The 15,290-nt window shown below is 73.9% G+C and carries 15 protein-coding genes; 3 read left to right on the top strand and 12 right to left on the bottom strand.

All coding sequences use genetic code 11. The features are described from left to right. Nucleotides 1-10: 10 nt before the first annotated feature. The 4 genes from VMF51_RS08185 to VMF51_RS08170 form a co-directional block, all read right to left on the bottom strand. The gene (locus VMF51_RS08185; protein ID WP_325473922.1) at nucleotides 11-589 is read right to left on the bottom strand and encodes a PPA1309 family protein; all 579 of its coding nucleotides are present in this window, start codon (nucleotides 587-589) and stop codon (nucleotides 11-13) included. Beyond that, nucleotides 590-1,639 (bottom strand): YlbL family protein, encoded by a 1,050-nt coding sequence (locus tag VMF51_RS08180; protein WP_325473921.1) that lies wholly within the window; start codon nucleotides 1,637-1,639, stop codon nucleotides 590-592. Nucleotides 1,640-1,719: 80 nt separating this feature from the next. After that, a complete protein-coding gene (locus VMF51_RS08175) occupies nucleotides 1,720-1,947 on the bottom strand; it encodes a hypothetical protein (RefSeq protein WP_325473920.1) in 228 nt (75 codons plus the stop codon). A 35-nt stretch (nucleotides 1,948-1,982) separates the two neighbouring features. Next, nucleotides 1,983-2,411 (bottom strand): molybdenum cofactor biosynthesis protein MoaE, encoded by a 429-nt coding sequence (locus VMF51_RS08170; RefSeq protein ID WP_325473919.1) that lies wholly within the window; start codon nucleotides 2,409-2,411, stop codon nucleotides 1,983-1,985. Nucleotides 2,412-2,464: 53 nt separating this feature from the next. Between VMF51_RS08170 and VMF51_RS08165 the strand changes: the two genes are divergently transcribed. Both VMF51_RS08165 and VMF51_RS08160 read left to right on the top strand, forming a co-directional pair. Beyond that, entirely contained in the window at nucleotides 2,465-3,781 is a 1,317-nt protein-coding gene (locus VMF51_RS08165; RefSeq protein ID WP_325473918.1) for a zinc-dependent metalloprotease, read from the top strand. Continuing rightward, the gene (locus tag VMF51_RS08160) at nucleotides 3,778-4,389 is read left to right on the top strand and encodes an NUDIX hydrolase (RefSeq protein WP_325473917.1); all 612 of its coding nucleotides are present in this window, start codon (nucleotides 3,778-3,780) and stop codon (nucleotides 4,387-4,389) included. Before VMF51_RS08165 ends, VMF51_RS08160 begins: the two co-directional genes overlap by 4 nt. On the opposite strand, the gene VMF51_RS08155 is transcribed toward VMF51_RS08160, so the two are convergent. The 7 genes from VMF51_RS08155 to VMF51_RS08125 form a co-directional block, all read right to left on the bottom strand. Continuing rightward, nucleotides 4,320-4,853 carry a M48 family metallopeptidase gene (locus VMF51_RS08155; protein ID WP_325473916.1) on the bottom strand — a complete coding sequence of 178 codons (534 nt, stop codon included), beginning with the start codon at nucleotides 4,851-4,853 and terminating at the stop codon, nucleotides 4,320-4,322. The two genes, VMF51_RS08160 and VMF51_RS08155, sit on opposite strands and share 70 nt — an antisense overlap. 44 nt (nucleotides 4,854-4,897) lie before the next feature. Continuing rightward, complete coding sequence (locus tag VMF51_RS08150; RefSeq protein WP_325473915.1) at nucleotides 4,898-5,941, bottom strand: PHP domain-containing protein; 1,044 nt, start codon at nucleotides 5,939-5,941, stop codon at nucleotides 4,898-4,900. 301 nt (nucleotides 5,942-6,242) lie between these two features. Further along, on the bottom strand, nucleotides 6,243-6,956 hold the full coding sequence (locus VMF51_RS08145) for an ABC transporter ATP-binding protein (RefSeq protein WP_325473914.1): 714 nt from the start codon (nucleotides 6,954-6,956) through the stop codon (nucleotides 6,243-6,245). Beyond that, a complete protein-coding gene (locus VMF51_RS08140; RefSeq protein ID WP_325473913.1) occupies nucleotides 6,953-7,726 on the bottom strand; it encodes an ABC transporter ATP-binding protein in 774 nt (257 codons plus the stop codon). The genes VMF51_RS08145 and VMF51_RS08140 overlap by 4 nt, the downstream gene beginning before the upstream one ends. Next, complete coding sequence (locus tag VMF51_RS08135; RefSeq protein ID WP_325473912.1) at nucleotides 7,710-9,659, bottom strand: ABC transporter permease; 1,950 nt, start codon at nucleotides 9,657-9,659, stop codon at nucleotides 7,710-7,712. The genes VMF51_RS08140 and VMF51_RS08135 overlap by 17 nt, the downstream gene beginning before the upstream one ends. Nucleotides 9,660-9,668: 9 nt before the next feature. Continuing rightward, nucleotides 9,669-10,934 (bottom strand): ABC transporter substrate-binding protein, encoded by a 1,266-nt coding sequence (locus tag VMF51_RS08130; protein WP_325473911.1) that lies wholly within the window; start codon nucleotides 10,932-10,934, stop codon nucleotides 9,669-9,671. A gap of 54 nt (nucleotides 10,935-10,988) precedes the next feature. After that, nucleotides 10,989-12,938, bottom strand: coding sequence for a GMC family oxidoreductase (locus VMF51_RS08125; protein ID WP_325473910.1), 1,950 nt, complete (start codon nucleotides 12,936-12,938; stop codon nucleotides 10,989-10,991). 199 nt (nucleotides 12,939-13,137) lie between these two features. On the opposite strand from VMF51_RS08125, the gene VMF51_RS08120 reads away from it, so the two are divergent. Beyond that, the gene (locus VMF51_RS08120) at nucleotides 13,138-14,382 is read left to right on the top strand and encodes a TetR/AcrR family transcriptional regulator (RefSeq protein ID WP_325473909.1); all 1,245 of its coding nucleotides are present in this window, start codon (nucleotides 13,138-13,140) and stop codon (nucleotides 14,380-14,382) included. 12 nt (nucleotides 14,383-14,394) lie between these two features. Here VMF51_RS08120 and VMF51_RS08115 read toward each other — a convergent pair whose 3' ends face one another. Continuing rightward, the gene (locus VMF51_RS08115; RefSeq protein ID WP_325473908.1) at nucleotides 14,395-15,189 is read right to left on the bottom strand and encodes an enoyl-CoA hydratase/isomerase family protein; all 795 of its coding nucleotides are present in this window, start codon (nucleotides 15,187-15,189) and stop codon (nucleotides 14,395-14,397) included. Nucleotides 15,190-15,290: the final 101 nt, after the last annotated feature.

Genomic DNA, 15,290 nt, shown 5'->3' with positions numbered 1-15,290 from the left:
TGGATCTCTCTCACTGGGTTACCTCGGGTCCGTCGGGGTCGTCGTGCAGGGTGTCTCCCAGCAGCGTGAGCAGGCCGGGAACGAGATCGGAGCCGCCGACGACCGACTGGGGGTCGTCGTGGGCGCGCAGGCGGAGGGCACAGTACGCCGAGCCGGCGCGGGTCACCCCGGCCACGATCCGCACCTCCTGGCGGTCGGGGTGCTCGCGGGCGAACTCCTCCGCGCGGGCCGGGTCGTCGGGGATCGCGTCGTCGGCGCCCGGGGGCAGCACGAGCCGCTCCACGACCGCGGCGCAGCCCGCCACGCCGGGCGGCCAGGTGATCGACTCCAGCACCTGCTCCAGCGGCTGGCCCGGCGTCAGCTGGTCCTGCTCGACAGGGGTCAGCGACCCCTGCGCCGAAGCGGCGTCCAGCCCCATCAGCGAGGCGAGCGCGGGCTCCCGCTCCACCAGCTGGGCGGTGTCCACCAGCGCGTAGAGCCGAGCGGGCTGGTCCCAGCCGCCCTCGGCGATGTGGGTCTCGATCTCGAGGACCGCCGCCGCGAGGGCGGGATCGACGTCGAAGTCGCTGGTGTCGGTCGGAGAGGTCATTCAGGAGGCCTCGCAGCTCGGCAGGTCGGTGTCGGGATCCTCGGCCCACGCCTCGATGGCGAGGCGTGCGTCGTGCATGGTGTCGGCGCGGACCAGACGGAGCCCGGGGTTCTCGACCCGGCTCGCGTCGTCGCAGTTGTCCGGCGGCACCAGGAACAGCTCGGCACCGGCGTCGCGGGCACCGGCGATCTTCTGCTCGATGCCCCCGATCGGCCCCACCCGGCCGTCGGCGGAGATGGTGCCGGTGCCGGCGACGTCGCCGCCGTCGGTGAGCGGGCCGGGCGTGAGGGTGTCGTAGATGGCGAGGGAGAACATCAGCCCCGCGCTGGGTCCGCCGATGGCGGGGTCGATGTTGACCGACACGTCGAACGGGAAGCGGTACGCCGGACCCAGGCTGATGCCGATCTGCCGGGTCCCGTCCACCAGCTTCGGGGTCACCTTCACCGTGATCCGCTCGCCGGCGCGGAGCACGGTGAACTCGACCGGCTCGTCGACCGCGGCCTGGACGGCCGAGGTGACCTGCTCGGCGTCGGTGATCCGCTCGCCGTCGACGGCCAGGAGCAGGTCGCGGACCTGGAGGCTGCCGTCGGCGGGCATCCCCTTCTCGACGTACGAAACGCCGAGCTCGGGCTCGACCTTCTCCCCCATCTCGGTCAGCGCGACGGCGGTCGCGGTGTCCTGCGAGGTCACCATGTCGACGGCGCCCTCGCGCTGGTCCTGCTCGCGGGTCTGGCCGTCGGGGTGCACGACGTCGTAGGGGTAGACCGCGTCGTCGTCGTTCAGCCACGTCGTGATCAGCTCGGGCAGCCGCTTCTCGCCGTCCGGGCCGGCGAGGGAGACGTAGACCGTGGTCATCCGAAGGTGCCCGCCGTCGCGGTACGTCGGGTGCCCGGTGACCGAGATGATCTCCCGGTCGCCGTCCTTGCCGAGCACGTCGACCGTCAGTCCCGGGGAGTACGTCGCGTACGGAAGGGGCACCACGAAGGCGACCGTGAGCAATGCCAGCAGCAGCGGCACGGCCACCAGGGCGGCCACGGTGCGCTGCGTCATGCGGCACAGCCTCTCATCACGACCCAATCGCCGACCCCTGCGGCTCTCGTCGGCAGCCTCGGCCGGGCGAGGTCAGGTGCTCAGGAGGCGCGCCGGGAGGGTCGTACGGCGACCCCGGTGCTGCGATCGCGCTCGGGCGCCGGAGCGGCGTACCGGCGCGGGTGCTGGTGCTGGAGCGCCCGTTCGAGCCGGCTCGCCGCGACGTCGCGGTCGACCTCGCCGCGCCCCTCGCGTCCGGCCCAGCCGACCCAGCACATGGCGACCAGCGTCACCACGGCGGGCGGCACGAGCCAGAGCAGGATCTCCATCCCTCGAGGGTAGGTGGCGAAGCCGCGTCGGCGGGTCAGGGCGCGCCGACCCACTCCTCCGTGCCGTCGCCGAAGCGCTGGTGCTTCCAGATCGGCACCTCGGCCTTCAGGGTGTCGATCAGCGCCCGGGAGGCGGCGAAGGCGTCGCCGCGGTGGGCCGCGGTCGTCGCGACGACGACCGCGAGGTCGCCGATCGCGAGCGTCCCCGTGCGGTGGACGGCGGCGACCCCCTGCACGTCGTACTCCTCGGCGACGCGGTCGCAGACCTGCACCAGCCGGTCCAGCGCGCTCGGGTGGGCGCTGTAGTCGAGGCCGGTGACGCTCTTGCCGCCGTCGTGGTCGCGGACCCGGCCGACGAAGAGCGTCAGGCCGCCGGAGGCGTCGTCGTCGAGGGCGGCCGTCACCTCCGCGAGGTCCAGGGGCGTCTCGCGCAGCTCGACCAGGCGCACGGCGGGATGGGGCACGTCGCGACGATACGTGACGGTGCCGGTTGCCGGGACGGCGTACCGTTGTCCCCATGACCAACGACCCGTCGGACCGGCCGGACGACGGCCAGAACCCGTTCAAGGGCACGCCCTTCGAGCAGTTCTTCAGCGGCGCGATGGGCAGCCTCGGCGGCCCCGGCGGGGGTGCGGGCTTCCCGGACCTCTCCCAGCTCTTCGGCCAGCTCCAGCAGATGATGCAGCCGTACGACGGCCCGCTCAACTGGAAGCTGGCGACCGACCTCGCGCGCCAGCAGGTCGCGTCCGAGCCCGACCCGACGCCCTCGCAGCGTCAGCGCGACGCCGTGGCCGACGCCGTCCGGCTCGCCGACCACTGGCTCGACGCCACCACCGACTTCCCCTCCGGCGTGCAGTTGACCGCCGTCTGGAGCCGCGCGGAGTGGGTGGAGGAGACCTTCCCGGTCTGGAAGGTGCTGGTCGAGCCGATCGCCGAGAAGTCGGTGGGCGCGATCGGCGGCGCGCTGCCGACCGATGTCGACCCGAACGCCGGCCCGCTGCTCGGCATCCTCTCCAAGGCGGTCGGCGCCATCCTGGCCACCCAGCTCGGCTCGGGGCTCGGCGCGCTCGCGGGCGAGGTGCTCAGCGTCTCCGACATCGGCCTCCCCCTGGGGCCGGCCGGCCGCGCGGCCCTGGTCCCGACCAACGTCACCGCCTTCGCCGAGGGACTCGACGTCACCGAGGACGACCTGCTCCTCTACCTCGCGCTGCGCGAGGCGGCGCACCAGCGGCTCTTCGCCCACGTCCCGTGGCTGCGCGACCACGTCCTCGGCGCCGTCACCGACTTCGCCCGCGGCATCGAGATCAACGCCGAGAGCATGCAGCAGCGGATGGACGAGCAGCTGCGCGCCATCGACCCGACCGACCCCGCCGCGATGCAGGCGCTGCTCGAGGGCGGCATGTTCGACATGCCGAAGACGCCCGAGCAGGAGGCTGCCCTCCAGCGCCTCGAGGTCGTCCTCGCCCTCGTCGAGGGCTGGGTCGACGAGGTCGTCAGCCAGGCCACCGCCGAGCGGATGCCCGCCGCGGCGAAACTGCAGGAGATCTTCCGCCGCCGACGGGCCGCCGGCGGTCCGGCCGAAGACACCTTCTCCACCCTCGTGGGTCTCGAGTTGCGCCCGCGCCGCCTGCGCGACGCATCCACGTTGTGGGGCTCGCTGCGCACCCGGCAGGGCGTCGAGGCTCGCGACGGCGTGTGGATGCACCCCGACCTGCTGCCGACGCCGGCCGACCTCGACGACCCGCTCGGCTTCCGCGAGGACGCCACCGCGCCGGAGCGCCTGAGCGAGGACGACTTCGACGCCGAGCTGAAGAAGATGCTCGACGGCGAGTGAGCACCGACCACCGCGCGCGCCTGCACACGGACGCCCTGGCCGTGCTGCTCTCCTGGGAGCCGCCCTCCGCGGTCCAGGCGGCGCTGCGCGACCGGTACGTCGCGCACCTGCGCGCCCACCCCGGCGGCCTGACCCGGGAGTGCCGACCCGTCCACCTGACCGCCTCGACGGTGGTGCTGAGCGCCGACCGGAGCCAGGTGCTGCTGACCCTGCACGCGAAGGCGCAGCGCTGGTTCCAGCTCGGCGGGCACTGCGAGCCCGGTGACGCGACCCTGGCCGGCGCCGCTCTGCGCGAGGCCACGGAGGAGTCCGGGATCGACGGGCTGCGGCTCCTCCCGGGACCCGTCCACCTGGACGAGCACGAGGTGCCGTTCTGCGGTCCGGCGGCCGACGTCCACCACCTCGACGTGCGCTTCCTCGCCGTCGCGCCCGTCGGCGTCGCGCACCACACGAGCGAGGAGTCGCTCGACGTCCGGTGGTGGCCGGTCGACGACCTCCCCGACGCCGAGCTGGCCGACCTCGTGGCGCACGCGCTGGCTCAGTCGACCTCGGAGGCGCTCCCGGCCGGCGACTCGACCTGGGCGGCGGCCGACCAGCCCAGCAGGTAGCCCTTGGCCCGCTCGGCCTGGGGGTAGCGGTCGACCCAGCTCCAGAACCGCTCGTCGTGGGCCGGCTCGAAGAGATGGGCGAGCTCGTGCACGATCACGTAGTCGAGCACCCACGACGGCATGCCCTGCAGCCGGTGGGAGAGCCGGATGGTCCGGTCCCCCGGCGTGCACGAGCCCCAGCGCGACTGCTGGTTGTCGACCCAGCGCACGGACTCGGGGACCGCGATGCCGCCGAGGTAGCGGTCGCTCAGGTCCCGGGCCCGGCCGAGCAGGTCGTCGTCGGACGGAGCGCGGCGCTGCTCGGACCTCTCCAGGCGGGCGACCATCGTCGCCACCCAGTCCCGCTCCTCCTGCCGGGTGAGGGAGGCCGGGATGAGGACCACGACCTTGTCGCCGTCGCGGTAGGCGGACACGGTCCGGCGGCGCCGCTTGGAGCGGCGCACCTCGACGTCCGGACCGGCCATGACGGGAATCTAAGCCATCTCGGCGCCGCGCGGGCGCGCATCGGTCACTTGGCCGCCCATGCCAGCAGGCGCTCCTTCGGCCAGGTGTTGACGATCCGCTCCGGGTCGATCCCCGCCTGCTCGGCCCGCTCCGCGCCGTACACGAGGAAGTCGAGCTGGCCCGGCGCGTGCGCGTCGGTGTCGATCGAGAACAGGCAGCCCAGGTCGCGGGCGAGCTCCAGCAGCTTCGTCGGCGGGTCGCGCCGCTCCGGACGGGAGTTGATCTCGACCGCCACGTCGTGCTCGGCGCAGGCCTCGAAGACGGCCCGCGCGTCGAACTCCGACGGCGGCCGCTTGCCGCGCCCGCCGGTCACCAGCCGGCCGGTGCAGTGACCGAGCACGTTGGTCCGCGGGTTGCGGATGGCCGTGAGCATCCGCTTCGTCATCGTCGCCGCGTCCGAGCGGAGCTTGGAGTGCACGCTCGCGACGCGGACGTCGAGGCGCCCCAGCAGCTCGTCGGACTGGTCGAGGGTGCCGTCCTCGTTGATGTCGACCTCGATGCCCTTGAGCAACGTGAAGCCGCTGCCGCCGTCGACCAGGTGCTCGTTGACCGCGTCGACGACGTCGAGCTGCCGGGCCAGCCGCTCCGCGCTCAGCCCGCGCGCCACCTTCAGCCGCGGCGAGTGGTCGGTGAGCACCTGGTACTCGTGGCCCAGCTCCATCGCCGTGAACGCCATCTCCTCGATCGGCGACCCGCCGTCGGACCAGTCGGAGTGCGAGTGCAGGTCGCCGCGCAACCGGGCTCGCAGCTCGTGACCGCCGGCCGTCAGCGGGCCGCCGTGCTCACGCTCGGCCTTCGCGAGCCGCTCGGGCAGCCGTCCGGCGAGGGCGTCCGCGATGACCTTCGCCGAGCTGGCCCCCACCCCCGGGAGCTCGGTCAGGGTCCCCGCCCCGGCCGCCTCGCGCAGCTCGTCCTCGGGCACCGGCAGCACCGCCGCCGCAGCGCCGCGGAACGCCTTGACCTTGTAGGTGTCCTCGCGGCCGCGCTCGAGCAGGAACGCGATCCGGCGCAGCGCGGCGAGCGGGCCGCCGTCGTACGGCTCGGTCACGGCTTCTCCTCGGTCACTGTTTCTCCTCCACAGGTGGTGGATCGACGTTCTGGCTGGTCAGGGCAGGTTACGCCGCCGACAGCCGCCCGTTTTCCACAGGCCTCTCCCGGCCAGGCGCCGGTTCCTCCACGGAACCGGCGGTTCGTCCACAACGTTCTCCACAGGTTCGTCCACAGGCCTGGACGCGCGAGCGTTGACCCGCGCGGACGACGGTCCCTAGCGTTGCGCGCAGAGGGCCTCCGGGCACCGAACGACACTCGCAAGGGGAAGGCGAGTGTCGCGAGGTGGCCGGAGGCCTCCTTCATGCGTGGGCGGCGTCGGTGCCCCCGAAGTACGCCCGGTGCACGGCCTCCCGGTCGGCGAGCAGGTCCGCGGCCGCGCCCTCCAGGACGACCCGGCCGTGGTGCAGGACCAGCCCCCGGTCGGCGATGCCCAGGGCCAGGTCGACGTGCTGCTCGACCAGCAGGACGGCGACCGACAGGTCGTCGGCCAGCGAGCGCACGATCGGCAGCAGCTCCTGGACCGCCACCGGGGAGAGCCCCATGCTGAGCTCGTCGACGAGCAGCACCCGGGGCTGGGCGAGCAGGGCCTTGGCCAGCGCCAGCATCTGCTGCTCGCCGCCGGAGAGCAGCGCGACTCGGCGGTCCACCAGCGGCGCCAGCCGCGGCAGCCGATCGAGGGCGGAGGCCCAGCCGGGGCCGCCGCGCCGGGCCGCCAGCCAGAGGTTCTCGCGGACCGTGAGTCCCGGGAAGAGGGCACGCGAGTCGGGCACCAGGACCAGCCCGGCGCGGGCGTTCCGGTCGACCCGCCGGCCGACGGGGCGGCCGAGCACCGTGACCTCGCCCGAGCGCGCGGGCAACAGGCCGACGGCCGTCTTCAGGGTGGTGGTCTTGCCCGCGCCGTTGGGGCCGAGCAGCGTGACCACCTCCCCCGCCGCCACGCTCAGGTCCAGGTCGCGCACGACCGCGGCGGCGCCGTACCCGGCACTCACCCCGCGCAGCTCGAGGACGCTCACGGCGCCACCTCCGCACCCAGGTACGCCGTCACCACGGCAGGGTCCCGCCGGATCTCGTCGGCGGTCCCGCAGGCGATCACCCGGCCGAAGTCGAGCACGTAGATGCGGTCGCAGACCCCGAGCACGAGGTTCATGTCGTGGTCGATGAGCAGCACGCCGAGCCCGCGCCCGGCCATCGCCCGCACCTCCTCGCCGAAGCCGATGCTCTCCTGGGAGTCCAGGCCCGCGGCCGGCTCGTCGAGCAGCAGGACCTGGCTCCCGCCCGCCAGTGCCCGCGCGACGCCGACCAGCTTCTGCCGGCCCAGGCTCAGCGCCGGGGGTCGCCGCGCCGCGTCGTCGGCGAGACCGAGGTCGTCCACCACGGCGTCGTGGCCCACCGTGTCCGCCCGGCGGCGCAGCACGTCGGCGAGGACGCCGCGCAGGCCGCCCCGCTGGGTCGTGACCGCCAGGTTCTCGGCCACGCTCAGGTCGTCGAAGAGGTCACCGGCCTGCCAGGTGCGGGCCAGGCCCGCCCGGCGCCGCTGGTGGGCGGCCAGCCCGTCGATCCGTACGCCGTCCAGCCACACCTCCCCCGTGGACCGGGTGAAGCCCGTGACCGCGTCGACGAACGTCGTCTTGCCGGCACCGTTGGGGCCGATCAGGCCGACCACCTCGCCTCGTCGTACGTCGAGCGAGACGTCGACGTTCGCGGCGACGCCGCCGTAGCGCACCGACAGGCCGCGGGTCTCGAAGACCGGCGCGCCCCCTCCTGCCTCAGGCCGATGCGACACGGGACCTCCTCGTCCGGACGTGGGTGACGGCTTCCCCGACGCTGCCGGTGATGCCGTGGGGGTTGAGCACGGCGGTGACGACCAGGGCGATCGCCGCGATCAGGTTGTAGGTGTCGCCGAGCCCCAGTGAGCTCTCCAGGAACGTCTCGGCGAGGCCGAGCGGGGCGAGCAGCCCGGCCAGGATGGCGCCGGGGATGCTGGTGATGCCGGCGACGTACACGGTGCAGAGCAGGGCCAGGCCGACCAGCACGTTGAACGACTCGACCGAGAGCTGCGAGCGGCTGTAGCCGATCAGGCAGCCGCCGATGCCGGCCAGGAGCGCTGCGAGCGCGAAGCCGAGCAACTTGGTCGAGGCGACGTCGATGCCCGAGGACGCGGCCGCCCGCTCGTTGGAGCGCACCGCCAGGAAGGCCCGGCCGGTCTGGCCGCTCATCAGCCGCGCGGTGACCCACATCAGCGCCCCCACCACGACGACGACCATGACGGCGAACTCGACGGTGGCCAGGTCGGTGCCGTCCCGGACGCCGAGGTCGATGCCGAGGAACGACGGGTCGGCGATCAGGTTGCCCTCGTACGGCGTGAACGAGGGGTTGCCGAACACGAAGCTCTGGATCGCCAGCGCGCCCGCGAGCGTGACGACGGCGAGGTGGGCGCCCCGGATCCGCAGCGCGGGGACGCCGACGAGGACCCCGAGGATCGTCGCGGCCAGCGCCGGCACGACCATCGAGAGCGGGAAGGGCACTCCCCACTCCGTGGTGGCGCGGGCCAGCAGGAAGCCGCCCGTGCCCGCGAAGGCCATCGCCGCCAGCGAGATCTGCCCGAGGTAGCCGGTCAGCACGACCAGGGACAGCGCGATCAGCGACATGATCACCGAGGTCACGATGCCGAAGCGCCAGGTGCCGTCGGTCAGCAGCACGGCGGCGAGGACCGCGGCCAGGGTCAGCAGCGCCGGCCGCGCCCGCATCCGCGGCGGTCGGACCGCCGCCATCCGGGTGGTGAGGAGGCCGCCGCGCTCGGGGAGGCTGCGGCCGTTGACGAACAGCGCGACCACGACCACCAGGAAGGGGACCGTGTCGCCGAAGCCGGCCTGGGCCCACACCGGCCAGAAGTCGTAGGTGCTGAGCAGCAGCAGGAGCGACTGGAACACCCCGATCAGCAGGCCGGCCGCGCAGGCGACGAGGACCGAGCGGAGCCGGGCGATCAGCGCGGCCGCGAGCCCGGGCAGCACGTAGAAGGTGTAGCTCAGCGGGTCCAGGCCGATCGTGGGCGACCCCAGGACCGCGACCAGGCCGGTCGCGGCCCCGGTCGTGAACCACACGACCGCGGCGAGCCGGTCGGGCGAGTACCCGGTGAGCATCACCGCGACCTCGTCCTGGGCGCTCGCCCGGGTGGCGGTCCCCCACCGCGTGAACCGCAGGTACGCCGCCAGCAGCAGCGCGATCGCGACCGCGAGCCCGAGCATCAGCAGGTCGGCGACCGCGACCTCCGCGCCCAGGATCGTCACCGACCCCTCGGGCAGGATCGGCCGCGCGAGGGTGGCCGTGGTCTCGAAGCGCAGCGGGACCAGGCTGGCCACCAGGAGCATCACGCCCACCGACGCGGCGACCTGGGACAGCGCCGGTGCCGAGCGGAGCGGACGCAGCACCAGCAGGTGCGTGAGCGAGGCCAGCAGCGCCGAGCAGGCGACCGCGATGACGACGGTGAGGACGACCGGCGCCGGCCCGTCGGTGAGCTGGAGCTCACCGACGGGCAGCACCAGTCGTCCCGTCGCCCCGAGCTCGGCCGCCACCCAGACCCCCCACAGGGCGATCGAGCCCTGGGCGAAGTTGAGCACCCCGGTCGCGCTGTGCACCGCGACCAGCGAGGCCGCGATCACGGCGTACACGGCGCCGACCGCGAAGCCGAGGCTCACGAACAGGACGACGTTCTCCATCGGCGTCGCTCAGACCGCGCCGGGGATCTGGCCGAGGATCTCGAGCGCCGGCTGCAGGAAGTCCCCGCCGACGGGCTCGATGGTGCCGTCCTCCTGGACCTCGAAGAGCAGCGTCTCGCTCGTGCAGTTCGGCGAGGTCTTGCTGCCGCAGGTGATCTCGGGTCCGAGGAAGCTCGGGAAGTCCTTCAGCCCCTTGAGCGTGCTGAGCACGGTCGGACCGGTCAGCTCGCCGGTCACCTCGGAGAGCGCCTGGGCGAAGGTGACGAACTGCGCGAACTCGGCGTACGCGTAGAAGCCGCCGGTCCCGCCGTCCACGCCCTCGATGGCGTCCTGGGCCGCCTTCAGGTCCGCCTTGACCTCCTCCGGCGCGTGGTCCATCGCGGCCGGCAGCCAGGTCGAGGAGTAGAGGGCACCGCCGGCGGCGTCGGCCGGTGCGGTCTCGATGTAGTCGGTGCAGGCCGCGGTGAAGATCGTGCCGTCGTACCGGATCTTGCGCAGGCTCTGGACCAGCGCGGTGCAGGCGGCCTCGTTCGGCGAGGCCATCAGGCCGCCCGCGTCGGGGTCGTCCTTCGCGATCGCCGCGGCCAGCGCGGTGAAGTTCGGGTTGGTCGGCGAGAAGTAGACGCCGCTGGCGTCCATGTCGAGCGCCTCCGCCAGCAGCGGCAGCAGGCCGTCGATGGTCTGGTGCGACGAGGGGGTGTCGACGAGCGCGAGCACCACCGAGTCCTTGCCGGTCTGCTTGAAGGCCTGCAGGGCGCCGACCAGGAAGGCCGCCTGCGGCCCGGCGAAGAAGACCCGGCCGTCGGCCTGGGCCCCGGTCACCGAGTCGAACGGGATCATGCCGACCAGCGGGATCCCGGCCGCCTTCAGGACCGGCAGCGTCGCACTGGAGGAGAGGTTGAAGCCGTCCATGACCGCGACGACGCCCTCCTCGACGAACGTGTTCGCGCAGGAGGTCGCCTTCTCCGGGGTGGTGTCGGTGTCGCAACTGACCACCTCGATGGGCCGTCCCCCGATCCCGCCGAGCTCGCCGTTGATGTAGTCGACGGCCGCCTCGGCACCGGTGTCGGCGCCGGGCTGCGGTACGGCGCCGCCGGACGGGTTCAGGAAACCGACCCGGACCGGAGGGCCGTCCAGGGCGGCGGCGGGGTCCGACCCGCCCGAGCCCGGGTCGGCCTCGCTGTCGTCGGTGCCGTCAGCCCCGCAGCTGCTCAGCACGAGGGCTGCCGCGGCCAGGGCGGCGACGGTCCTCCAGGTTGACGGTCGTGTTCGCATGGCTACCTCTCTTCGGAGTGCGCCCGAGCGCGGTGGGTGGTGCGTGCTCGCCGCTCAGAGTCGAGCGGCGAGGCGGGAGGCGTTCAGGTGGGCGATCGCCTCGATCGAGACCATCGGGTTCACGCCCGAGGCCGTGGGGAAGCACGACGCGTCGGCCAGGACCACGTGCGGGTCGTCCCAGGTGACGCCGTCGGGGTTCGCCGCGCTGGTGGCGGCGTCGCCGCCCATCCGCGCGGACCCCATCATGTGGAGCGCGGCCATCGCGCACCGTCCCGGCCCGTAGCCGGCGTCGTCGCACCGGGCGACGAAGTCCTCGATGCCGGTGCCGCCGGCCCGCTGCCAGGTGACGTCGGCCTGGTGCCCGGAGAACAGGCTCTCCGCCCCCGCCGCCTCGAGGATCCGGGCCGCCCCCGCGACGCCGGCCCGGACGCGTCGCTCGTCCCGCTCGGAGAGCGTGTAGTGCACGACGGGCTCGCCGTCGCGGCCCGTGCGCACCTCCCCCGAGTCCTGGTCGCGCGTGATCACACCGACGCTGCTCAGGCGGGAGAGCCGCAGCATCCGCTCGCGGTGCGAGGCCGCTCCGCGCCAGGACATGAACGCCACGGCGAGCGCGGGGTTGGCGGCCGCGGTCTCGTAGACCACGCCGTACCCCGTCCCGTCGAGGTCCGCGTGCTCCGCGGAGTAGCGGGTCTGCATCCCGCCCTCCCACGGCCGCACGGTCTCGTCGAACTCCGCCCACACCGCGGTCGCCGGGTGCAGGCGCAGGTGCCGGCCGATGTTGGGGTTGCGCAGGCCCGAGCGGCGCAGCAGCGCCGGCGTCTGGAGGCTGCCGCCCGCGACGACGACGGCTCGCGCCCGGACCGTGACCGTGTGACCGTTCGCGGTGCGACCCACCACGCCGGTGGCGGCGCCGCCCTCGCGCGTCACGGTGCGTACGTCGACCCCGGTACCCAGCCGGGCGCCGGCGGCCTCGGCGTCGGCGAGCCAGGTCTTGGTCACCGACTGCTTGGCCCCGATGCGGCAGCCCAGCCCGCACCGGCCGCACTCGACGTCGGTGTCGCAGCCGACGACGTTGCGGTCCAGGGCACCCACGTGCCAGCCGAGCTTCTCCAGCCCGCGCTCCATGATCGCGTCGCGCGAGGAGATCGCGCTGTGGTCGCCGTTGACGCCCAGCCGCGTCCACACCGCGTCCAGGGACCGGTCGAACTCCGCCGTCGCGAACTGGGGTACGCCGTGGGCGGCCCACTCGTCGCGGACGTGGTCGGGGGTCCGGAAGCAGGTGCTGTAGTTGACGACCGTCCCGCCGCCCAGGCACTGGGCCGAGAGCAGGGACAGCTGGCCCTCCGCGGTCGAGGACGGCCCGGGCGCGTAGAGCCGCCCCAGCCCGGCGAGCTCGCCGCCGTCGAAGTCCCGGTCGTCCAGGTAGTGCCCCTTCTCCAGCACCACGACGTGCAGGCCGGCGGCGGCGAGCACCGCGGCCGCCGTACCCCCGCCGGCGCCGGAGCCGACGACCACCACGTCGCACTCCCAGTCGACGTCGGCACCGGGCGTGACCGGCGAGAGCGGCGGCGCCGGCGCGCTCGGCAGCGTCCCGAGCGGGCCGGGGTAGCCCATCGCCTCCCACAGCGGGGAGTGGCCGGTCGGCCCGGGCGCCAGGTAGTAGCCCATCGTGGCCGCGCCCTTGAGGGCCTGGAAGAGCGCCCGCTTCTGCGGGAGTCGGGAGTCGGAGAGACCGACCAGCGCCGCCTCCCGCTCCCCCGGGCTCAGCCGGGAGAAGCGCCGCGGTCCGCGACCGAGCGCGAGGCCCGCCAGCGGCGAGTCCCAGACCGAGAGCAGCCGGGCGAGCTGCTCGAACTCCGCGGCCCGCGGGTTGTGCGCCGCGAGGGCCTCCACGACCTCGACCGAACCGAGCTCGCTCGCCGACGGGAGGCCGGCACCGTCCCCGGGCGCGAAGGTGTCGCAGATGGTCGCCAGGATCGCCCGCTGCTTGGCGCTGAGCTCCATCCGGAGGCCTCCTTCGTCGCGGCCACACCGGCGTCCGGCCGATGTGAGGTGCGGCACAGCATGCCGTCGCCGACCCGCGGCTGACAAGAGATTTGTTAGTGGCAATTCACATTTTTGTTAATCGTCCCTCACACTGGGTCGGCGGCGTCGCCTCGGCGGCCGGCCGCTGTCGGCACCGCGATCGGAGAGGTGGACGCACGTGGCGAGTCCGGAGAGTGCCGCGAGCCGACGAGCGCCCGGCGCCGCGTCGCGCCGCGGAAGCCGCAAGGAGTCGATCCTCGCCGCCGCGGCCCTGGCCTTCGCCGAGCGCGGCTACCGCCAGGTCGGCATGGAGGAGATCGCGGCCGCGGTCGGGGTCTCCGGACCCGCCCTCTACCGCCACTTCCCGAGCAAGTACGCCGTCTTCGCCCAGTGCGCGACGTCCCTGACCGGCGACCTCCTGGAGGAGTGGCCCCCCGCTCCGCTGGGCGTCGACCTCGCGCTGCCGGAGCCCGCGCTCGCGCACCTGGACGCGGTCTACACCGCCCTGGCCCGGACCACCCTGCGCACCCGGCGCTCGGGGAGCATCTACCGCTGGGAGGGCCGCTACCTCGCACCGGAGGACCGCGAGACGGTGCGGCTGATGTTCGAGGAGATCATCGCCCGGGTCGCGGCCCTCGTCCGCAGCATCCGCCCCGAGCTCTCTCCGGAGGACGTCGACGTCCTCACCGCCGGCTCGCTCAGCGTGGTCGCGAGCCTGACCGCGCACCGGACCTCGCTGCCGACCGCGCGGATCACCTCGCTGATCGTCGCGGCCGCCACCCGGGCGGCGTTCACCCGCTTGGCTGCGCCCCCGGCCGAGGAGCGGCCGAGGCCGGCGGAGTCCACCAGGGACCCGGACGACCCCGCGCGCCGCTCACGGCGGGCCGTGATGCTGGACTCCGCGGTCCACCAGTTCTCCGAGGTCGGGTTCGCCGAGGTCACCGTCGAGGCGATCGCGGCCGAGGCAGGGCTGACCCCGTCCGGCTTCTACCGCCACTACGCCAGCAAGTCCGACGTGCTGCTCGCGGCCTGCCTCCAGGCCTCGGAGCACCTGGACGCGGCCGTGGAGGCGTCGGGGTTCCGCGGCGCACCGCCGGACGTCGCCCTGGACCGGCTGGCCCGCGCGTACGTCGCCCATTCCTTCTCCCACCACGAGCAGATGTGGGTCTACTACGCGAACGTCGCCAGCCTCCCCGAGGCCGACCAGGCCCGCCTCCGAGCGCTCCAGCGCGAGCACGTCGGGCTCTGGGTGACCCTGTTGCGCGCCCGCGATCCCGGTCTCGGTCTCCCCGAGGCCCGGTTCCTGGCCATGGCCGCCATCAGCACGGTCACCGACCTCGGACGCCGGGTGCGCTGGCGCGACGACGCCGGCACCCGGGGCCGGGTGCAGGCCCTGATCACCCAGGTGCTGGCGTCGTCGTGAACGGTCGGACGATCAGGAGCCGGTGAAGACCGGGAGGCGCTTCTCCCGAGCCGCCCGGATGCCCTCCTGGAGGTCGGCGGTCGCCAGCGTGATCGGCTGGGCCATCGCCTCCCACTGCAGGCCGCTCTCCAGGTCGCGGTGGCCGCCGTCGGCCAGTGCGAGCTTGGTGAGCCGGGTGGCGATGGGGGCGTTCGCCGCGATCTGGGTGGCGGTGTCGAGCACGTCGTCGAGGAAGGTGTCCGGCTCGTGCACCTGCGACACCAGGCCGAGCCGGAGCGCCTCGTCGGCGTCGACGAGGCGACCGGTGAGCAGCAGGTCCCGGGCGTGCGCCTCGCCCACCGCCTCGGGCAGCAGGTGGGTCGCGGCCATCCCGGGGTGCATGCCGAGCTTGACGAACGGGGCGCCCAGCCGGGCACCGCGGGCGGCGTACCGCAGGTCGCAGGCCAGCGCGATGCACAGCCCCGCGCCGATCGCGGCGCCGTTGACGGCGGCGATCGTCGGCACCTCGAGCCGGCGTACGGACAGCCAGGAGCGGTAGAAGGTCAGCATCCGGGTCCGCAGGTGGTCGACGGACGCGTCCGGCTCACTAGCGATCCAGCTGGTGTCCCCACCGGAGCAGAACGCCGAGCCGGCGCCGGTCACGACCAGCGCGCGCAGCGAGCGGTCGGCGGCGAGCTCGTCGACGGCGGCGACCCAGGAGGAGGTCATCTCCGCCGACATCGCGTTGCGCTGGTCGGGGTTGTCGAGGGTGATGAGGGCGACGCCTGCTGCGGGGCGCTCGAGACGCAGGTGGGGGAGGTCGGTCATGTCCGGACCCTAGACCGCCCACCGGATCCGGCCCCTCGAGACCCCGCCGGAGGCGGCGGTGCGCCTGCTGCGCCGCGGCTCGGGCGTGTCGTAGGGTCGGA

This window comes from Nocardioides sp., from assembly GCF_035503875.1.
Taxonomy (GTDB): Bacteria; Actinomycetota; Actinomycetes; order Propionibacteriales; family Nocardioidaceae; genus Nocardioides.
Note: the sequence above shows the minus strand (reverse complement) of the source record. Positions and strands in the feature narration are given on the sequence as shown.

What these genes read in the sequence shown, in the direction of transcription:
- VMF51_RS08185 (WP_325473922.1), bottom strand. Translation starts at nt 589, where the DNA reads ATGACCTCTCCGACCGACACCAGCGACTTCGACGTCGATCCCGCCCTC.
- VMF51_RS08180 (WP_325473921.1), bottom strand. Translation starts at nt 1,639, where the DNA reads ATGACGCAGCGCACCGTGGCCGCCCTGGTGGCCGTGCCGCTGCTGCTG.
- VMF51_RS08175 (WP_325473920.1), bottom strand. Translation starts at nt 1,947, where the DNA reads ATGGAGATCCTGCTCTGGCTCGTGCCGCCCGCCGTGGTGACGCTGGTC.
- VMF51_RS08165 (WP_325473918.1), top strand. Translation starts at nt 2,465, where the DNA reads ATGACCAACGACCCGTCGGACCGGCCGGACGACGGCCAGAACCCGTTC.
- VMF51_RS08155 (WP_325473916.1), bottom strand. Translation starts at nt 4,853, where the DNA reads ATGGCCGGTCCGGACGTCGAGGTGCGCCGCTCCAAGCGGCGCCGCCGG.
- VMF51_RS08135 (WP_325473912.1), bottom strand. Translation starts at nt 9,659, where the DNA reads ATGGAGAACGTCGTCCTGTTCGTGAGCCTCGGCTTCGCGGTCGGCGCC.
- VMF51_RS08130 (WP_325473911.1), bottom strand. Translation starts at nt 10,934, where the DNA reads ATGCGAACACGACCGTCAACCTGGAGGACCGTCGCCGCCCTGGCCGCG.
- VMF51_RS08125 (WP_325473910.1), bottom strand. Translation starts at nt 12,938, where the DNA reads ATGGAGCTCAGCGCCAAGCAGCGGGCGATCCTGGCGACCATCTGCGAC.
- VMF51_RS08115 (WP_325473908.1), bottom strand. Translation starts at nt 15,189, where the DNA reads ATGACCGACCTCCCCCACCTGCGTCTCGAGCGCCCCGCAGCAGGCGTC.